The 7004-nt window shown below is 77.1% G+C and carries 3 protein-coding genes; all 3 read right to left on the bottom strand.

The genetic code is table 11. The annotated features are described in order from the left end of the window. Positions 1 to 246: 246 nt before the first annotated feature. Entirely contained in the window at positions 247 to 2979 is a 2733-nt protein-coding gene (locus tag ACZ4WH_RS32710; protein WP_468187660.1) for a BTAD domain-containing putative transcriptional regulator, read from the bottom strand. Between the two features lie 9 nt (positions 2980 to 2988). Further along, positions 2989 to 3510, bottom strand: a complete 522-nt coding sequence (gene cpt, locus ACZ4WH_RS32705; RefSeq protein ID WP_468187665.1) for a chloramphenicol phosphotransferase CPT — start codon at positions 3508 to 3510, stop codon at positions 2989 to 2991. A gap of 79 nt (positions 3511 to 3589) precedes the next feature. Then, a complete protein-coding gene (locus ACZ4WH_RS32700; RefSeq protein WP_468187658.1) occupies positions 3590 to 7000 on the bottom strand; it encodes a BTAD domain-containing putative transcriptional regulator in 3411 nt (1136 codons plus the stop codon). Positions 7001 to 7004 lie beyond the last annotated feature (4 nt).

The following is a 7004-nucleotide window of genomic DNA, read 5'->3' as shown; positions in this document are numbered from 1 at the left end:
GTACGCCCACCGGCCCACCGGCCCACCGGCCCACCGGCCCACCGGCCCACCGGCCCACCGGCCCACCGGCCCACCGGCCCACCGGCCCACCGGCCCACCGGCCCACCGGCCGATCGTCAGGCGAGGTCGGGTTCGGGGTGTTCGGCGGGGGCGAGGCCGGGCTGCGGGCATTCGGCGGGGGGAAGGTGGCGCTGCGGGTCTTCCGTATGGGCGAGGTCGGACCCCGTGTCTTCGGCGGGGACGCGGTCAGGCATGGGGCTGCGAACCGTTGGTGTGGGGGAGGTCGGTCTCCGGGCTTTCGGCGCGGGCGCGTTCGGGCTCCGTGTCTTCGGGCTCTGCGCCTTCGGCGAGGTCGGCGGCCAGGGCGGCCAGCGGGAAGTCCCTGCGGCTCGCTGCGCGCGCGGCCACGAGGGCCAGGGCCGAGGGCAGCCGGCCGCACCGTCGGATGATCTCCGCGACGGCCTCCGGTTCGGCGGCCGGCCGCGCGGCACCGATCCGCCGGGCGAGCAGGGCACGGGCGTCCGCCTCGGACGGCAGACCCAGGTACAGCGTGTGGATGCCTGCGGTGTTCTGTCCCGGGGGTTCGGCCAGTCCGAGGGGGTCTGTCAGCCCGGTGCAGTCGGTCGGCTCGGCGGGCCAGGCCAGTCCAGCGGGCCTGATCAGCCTGCCGGGTTCGGTGGCCCCGGCGGGGTCGGTCGGTCCGGTGGGTTCGGTCGCGCCAGCCGATCCGGTCGGCCCGCTGGGGTCGGTCGCCCCGGCAGATGCGGCCATCCGGGCCGATGCGGTTATCCCGCTGGGGCTGGTTGCCCCAGCGAGCGAAGTCACCCCGGTTGCCCCGGTTGCGCCGGCGGGTCTGGTGAGCCAGGTCGCCCTGGTCGCCCCGGTCATCCCGGCCGGCCCGGGCAGTCCCCTGGGCTCGGTGGCCCCGGCGGGTTCGGCGAGCCCGGTCGGTTCGGTTGTGCCGCCGGGGCCGGTTGCCCCAGCCAGCGAAGTCACCCCGGTTGCCCCGGTTGCCCCGGTCGCTCCGGCGGGTCTGGTGAGCCAGGTCGCCCTGGTTGCCCCGGTTATCCCGGCCGGTCCGGGCAGTCCCCTGGGCTCGGTGTCCCCGGCGGGGTTGGCCGGTCCGGTGGGTTCGGTCGCGCCAGCCGATCCGGTCGGCCTGCTGGGGCCGGTCGCCCCGGCAGATGCGGCCATCCGGGCCGATGCGGTTATCCCGCTGGGGCTGGTTGCCCCAGCGAGCCAAGTCCCCCCGGCTGCCCAGGTCGCCCCGGTCATCCCGGCCGGTCCGGGCAGTCCCGTGGGCCCGGTTGCCCCGGCGGGTCCGGTGAGCCCGGTCGGTTCGGGCAGCTCGGTGGGTGCGGTCACCGGGGGCCGTCCGATCAACTTGCCCCGGCTCGTGACCACCGTCAGGCAGCCCGGTACCTCCGGCAGCAGCGGACGCAGCTGCCCGGGGCCGGCGTCGTCGAGGAGGACGAGCACTCGGCGGCCCGCCAGCACACCGCGGTACTGCGCGGCGAGGGCGGCCACACCCGTCGGCATGCTCCGCGTCGGCACGCCGAGCGCACCGAGCAGCCGGCGCAGTGCCTCGGCGGGGTCCAGGGCGGCCCGGCGGGGAGCCGATCCGCTCAACTCCAGGTAGAGCTGGCCGTCCGGAAAGCGGTCGGCGGCCCGGTGCGCCCAGTGGACCGCCAGGGCGGTCTTGCCGATACCGGCCGGGCCGCTGATCAGCACGGCCGACGCCGGACAGGCGCCGGTCACGGGGGCCGACGCGGCCCGCGGGGGTTCCCCGGCGGTCAGGGCATCCGACGCGGCCGGTACGGGCTTCCTGCCGATCCAGGTGCCCAGCGCGGCGGGTACGCCTTCCGCGTCGGCGAGGACATCCGGCGCTGCCCGCACGGACTCCCCACCAGCCCACTTCTCCAGCCCCGCCCCCACAGTCTCCCCACTCAACACGGCGTCCAGCGCCGCCCCCTCAGCCTCCCCACTCAACACGGCGTCCAGCGCCGCCCCCTCAGCCTCCCCACCCAACACGGCGTCCAGCCCCGCCCCCACAGCCTCCCCACCCACCAGCGCGTCCAGGGCCGCCAGTTCCCTCTCGCGTCCCGTGAAGACCGCCAGGTCCGGCGGTAGCTGGGCCGGGTGGACGAAGGGCCGGGCGGGGGTCGGTGGGCCGGGCCGGAACCGGGGTCGGGCTGGGCGTATCTGCTGGCGCAGGATTCGGGCATGGGCCTCGGTCAGTTCGGCGCCGGGAGCGACCCCCAGCTGGGCGGCCAGGTCGCGGCGTACGTTCTCGTAGGTGGCCAGCGCCTCCGCCTGAAGTCCGCACGCCGCCAGCGACAGGATCAGGCGGGCCAGCAGCGGCTCGTCGAGCGGGTTCAGTGCGGCGGCCCGGCGCAGGCTCGGGAGCACCTGGTCCGCGCGGCCGCACAGCAGCGCGGCGTCGGCCGCCATCCGCGCCGTGCGGACGATCTCCCGGTCAACGGCCGCGAAGTGCGGATGCGCTCGCACCGGTCCCGGCAGGTCGGCCGCCACCGGGCCGCGCCACAGCCGCAGCGCCCCGGCGAAGTGCCGTACCGCCTGCTCGGGGCGCGCGGTGGCGGCCGCCCGCATGCCGCGTCGGCTGAGTGTGCGGAAGTGCAGCAGGTCGACCTCGTCGGCCGCCGCCTCCAGCAGATAGCCGCCGGCTTGGCCCAGCAGGCGCCGCCCGGGCGCGCGCGGGGGCAGCCCGGGCTCCAGCACTCTGCGCAGCGCGCCGACGTGGCGCCGTACCGCGTTCGGCGCGCTGGCGGGCGGCCGGCCCGGCCAGAGGACGTTGACGATCGTGCTCATCCGCACGGGCCGGCCCGGCCGCACCAGGAGCACGCCGAGCAGGGTCCGCGCCTGCGGGTACCCGAGATCCAGCTCGCTCTCCGCGCGCAGCACCCGCAACGGGCCGAGCACCTCGAACCCCAGCACCTCGACCCCCAGCACCTCGAACACGTCCGCCGGTCAGCCGACGTGGGCCGCGATGGCCCTCGCGCACATCAGGGACTCGGTGTGGGTGGTGTCCACCTCCAGGTCGTACGACACCCCGTCGTGCACCACGCCGGCCTGGGCCGCCGCCATGCCCCGGGTGCGGTCTCCCCGGGCGATCTCCCGTGCAGCGGCGACCTCGGCGTCACACCGCACGCCCACCCACAGGACGTCCAGTCCGGCGAGGGCCTTGCGCCACCGCTGCTGGGAGGCCGCTCCGCCGAGGAAGACGTCGTCCACGACGACCCTGGCGCCCGCGCGGGCCGTCGCCGCGACCCCCTCCATCCAGGCCGCCTCCAGTGCCCGGAATCCGTCCCCGACCCGCACCGCGCCGTCCCCGGCGAACTCGATCCCGCCGTCCGCCCCTTGGAGCTTCGGGGGCAGCGCGTCGACCAGCGAGTCGATTCCGAACACCAGCCAGGGGTCGGGCAGTACGGCCTGAAGGCAGCGCGCGATCCCGGATTTCCCCGCGCTGGAACCACCGTTGAGAAGGATCATCTGAGTCGTCACCGTGCCACCCTAGGGAGCCGTCCGGTCAGGCGGCCAAGTCATTTCGCACCTCGGAACCGGTGTGCCGTCATCCCGCATCGGAGCGCTCCTCCCGCCCGGCGAGCCGTTCCCGGACCCGTTCCGCGTCCGGATGACCGAGCCGGGTGAGCAGGGCGAGGGCCTGCTCCCAGGCGGCCCGCGCGCCCTCCCGGTCACCGGTGGCCAGGTGTGTGTCGCCCATGCGGGTCAGCGTGTCGGCCTCCGGGTACGGCACACCGAGCGCCCGGTACAGCGTCAGCGCGTTGCGGTAGCCGAGCAGGGCGTGCGGATGCCGGCCGAGGTGGTGGTAGGCGTAGGCGATGCTGTCCCAGGTCGCGGCCTGGCCGTACCGGTCGCCCAGGTCCTGGAGCAGGGTCAGGGCCTCGAAGCAGTGTGCGAGCGCCGGCCGGTACTCGCCGCGCAGCGCGTGGTACCAGCCGACGGAGTTGAGGACGCTGGCCTGCGCGGGCCGGGATCCGGCGGTGCGGAACAGCTCCAGGGCGAGCTGGTTGTGCCGCAGCGCCCCCGCCAGGTCGCCCTCCTGCTCGCACGTCCAGCCCAGACTGCGGTGGGTGCCCGCCCGGCCGACGGTGTCGCCGACGACGGTGAACAGCGTCAGCGCCCGGTCGAGGTGAGCCCGGCTCTCGTCGAGCAGGCCGAGTCTGCCCTCCGCCCGGGCGAGGCCGCGCAGGGCGCGGGCCTCCAGGGCGGGGCCGGCGAGCCGCAGCGCGGCGTCGAGCGCGGTGCGCTGGGCGGCCAGCCCGTCGTGCCAGTGGCCGCGCCGCTCGAAGTACGGCTCCAGGGACCAGGCCAGCAGGCACGCGTACCGGTCGTGACCGGTCGTGGCCGCCGCCTGGACGAGGGCCGGCAGCGCCGGGTACTCGGCGGTGAGCCAGGCCAGGGCCGCGCTGTCGTCGGCGAACGGCTCGGCCCGCGTGTCCGGCGGCGCGGGCGGCGGCGCCGGGACGTCCCCGCTGGGGTCGAGCAGCGCGCCGGCGGCGTGGGCGCGGTCCGCGTGGTGCCGGAACAGCCGGTCGCGGGCCTCCTGCCGCTCGGCCTCGGTGTGGTGCTCGGCGAGGAGGTCACCGGCGTGGGCGCGGAGCAGGTCGTGGAAGCCGTAGCGGCCGGGCGCCGGTTCGGTGACGAGGTGGACGGCGGAGAGTTCGGCGAGCAGCGCGCGCGCCCGGCGCGGCGGCAGCCCGGCGAGCGCGGCGGCGGTGGCCGCGGACACGTCAGGGCCGGGGTGCAGGGCGAGCAGCCGGAACAGCCGGGCGGCGGCGGGCGAGACGGCCCGGGTGGACCAGGAGAAGACGGTGGCGACGTCCACGGGCGTGCCGGGCCGGGCGAACGCGTCGAGGCTGCCGCGGGCCTCGCCCAGTTCGGCGGCCACGGCCGCCAGCGGGAAGTCCGGGCGCAGGGCGGCGCGCGCGGCCACGCAGGCCAGGGCGAGGGGCAGCCCGGCACACCGGGCGATGATCTCGTCCACCGCCCGTGGCTCGGCCGCGATCCGTCCGGCGCCCAGCCGGCCGACGAGGAAGTCCCGCGCCTGGCCGGTGTCGAACGGCCGCAGGGTCAGCGAGCGGGCGCCGTGCGCGGCGACCAGGCCGGTGAGGTCGTCCCGGCTGGTGACGATGGCGAGGCAGCCGGGCGTGCCGGGCAGCAGCGGCCGTACCTGCTCGGCGTCCCGGGCGTTGTCCAGCAGCACGAGCACCCGCCGCCCCGCCAGCACACTGCGGTACAGCGCGGCCTGCGCGGCCAGGTCCCGGGGGACCCGCTCGGGCGGCACCCCGAGCGCGTGCAGGAAACCGCGGACCGCCTCACCGGGGTCGGTGACCGCTCCCGAGGGGGCGAAGCCGCGCAGGTCGACGTAGAGCTGCCCGTCCGGGTACCGGTCGGCGACCCGATGGGCCCAGTGGACCGCCAGCGTGGTCTTGCCGACGCCGGCCATCCCGCCGAGCGCGGAGATCAGCACCGTGCCGACGGGTTCACCGGCACCGGCGAGCGGGTCCAGCAGCTCGGCCAGCTCGGCGTGCCGGCCGGTGAACGCGGGCAGGTCGTGCGGCAGTTGGGCGGGTACGACGCCACGCGCGACGGCGGCTTCCACGGGCGGCGGCTCCGCCGGGTCCCCGTCCCGTGTCTCCCCCAGCGCCGTCCGGTGGGCCTCGCGCAGTTCGGGCCCGGGGTCGATGCCCAGCTCGTCGGCAAGGCGGCGGCAGGTGTTCCGGTAGGTGGCGAGCGCCTCGGCCCGCCGGCCGGTGGCCGCGAGGGCCAGGACCAGCCGGGCCAGCAGGGGCTCGTCCAGCGGATGCGCGGCGGCGGCCTCCCGCAGCCGGGCCAGCACCGCGCCGGGCACGCCCGCGCGCAAGGCCGCGTCGGCCGCCTCCCGCAGCACGGCGAGCCGCTCGCGCTCCAGTCCGTCGGCCACCAGCCGCTCCCGCACATCCGGGGCGATTCCGGAGGCCACGGGACCGGCCCACAGCGCCAGCGCCCGGCCGAGCAGTTCCACGGCCCGCCCGGGCGCACCCTCGGCGACGGCCCGCCGGGCCTCCTCCCGCAGCCCCCGGAACCGTACGAGGTCCACGTCGTCTCCGTCGGTGACCAGCCGGTAGCCGCCCGCGCCGCGCACCAGCCGGCGCCCCGGCGCCCGCGCGGGCAGCTCCGGCTCCAGCAGCCGCCGCAGCGAGCCGACGTGCCGGCGGACCACGTTGACGGCGGTGGGCGGCGGCCCCGGTCCCCACAGCACGTCGACGATCTCCGGGACGGGGACGGGCTGACCCGCCCGGAGCAGAAGCAGGGCCAGCAGCGCCCGCGCCTGCGGCCCGCCGGCATCCAGCTCGTCCGCCCCGCGCCAGACGCGCACCGGTCCCAGCACCGCGAACCGCACCGACGCCCCCTGTGGCATCCCGCTCCCTCCGCTGTCCCTTCCGGCCCTCGACTGTACGTGTCCGAAGGAAACCGACAGGAACGGCGGACCCTCGGACCGCCGCGCTGGACGAGGAACAGGGTGTTCAGCGGCGCCTCCTCCGGCTCGTGGAGCCTGGCACAGGGAGCGGGGCAGCACGCTGTAGCCGGCGCCCGCGTCGACCGCCGACAGCACCGCGTACAGGTTCGGCACGGTGACCGCGGCGCGCGCGGTGCGCTGCTTGCCGAAGACGGTTGGCCAGTAGCGCCGCACGATGGGCAGGTCCTCGGCGTAGGTGACCAGGGGCACCTCGTGCAGGGCGGCGCACAGGCCGTCGGCGCGCGGGTGCGCGGCGGCGCGCTCGGCCCAGGCCGGTGCGGCGACCAGCAGGTACTCCTCGTCGGCGAGCGGCGCCGACTCCAGGGCCCGGCCCCTCGGCCGCCGGGTGGCGACGACCAGGTCGTGCCGCCCGGTCCGCATCTCCGCCGGCAGCGGCTCGGGCTGTCCTGGACGGCCCGGCAGGGCGGCACGCCGGAGCGGCGGCTCGACGTGCCGCACGCCT

This window comes from Streptomyces sp. NPDC029138 (genome assembly GCF_055564375.1).
The sequence above is the reverse complement of the archived record's forward strand: the minus strand, read 5'-3'. Positions and strand labels throughout refer to the sequence as shown.

Coding starts and splice junctions, on each gene's coding strand:
- cpt (WP_468187665.1), bottom strand. CDS start 3,510: ATGATCCTTCTCAACGGTGGTTCCAGCGCGGGGAAATCCGGGATCGCG.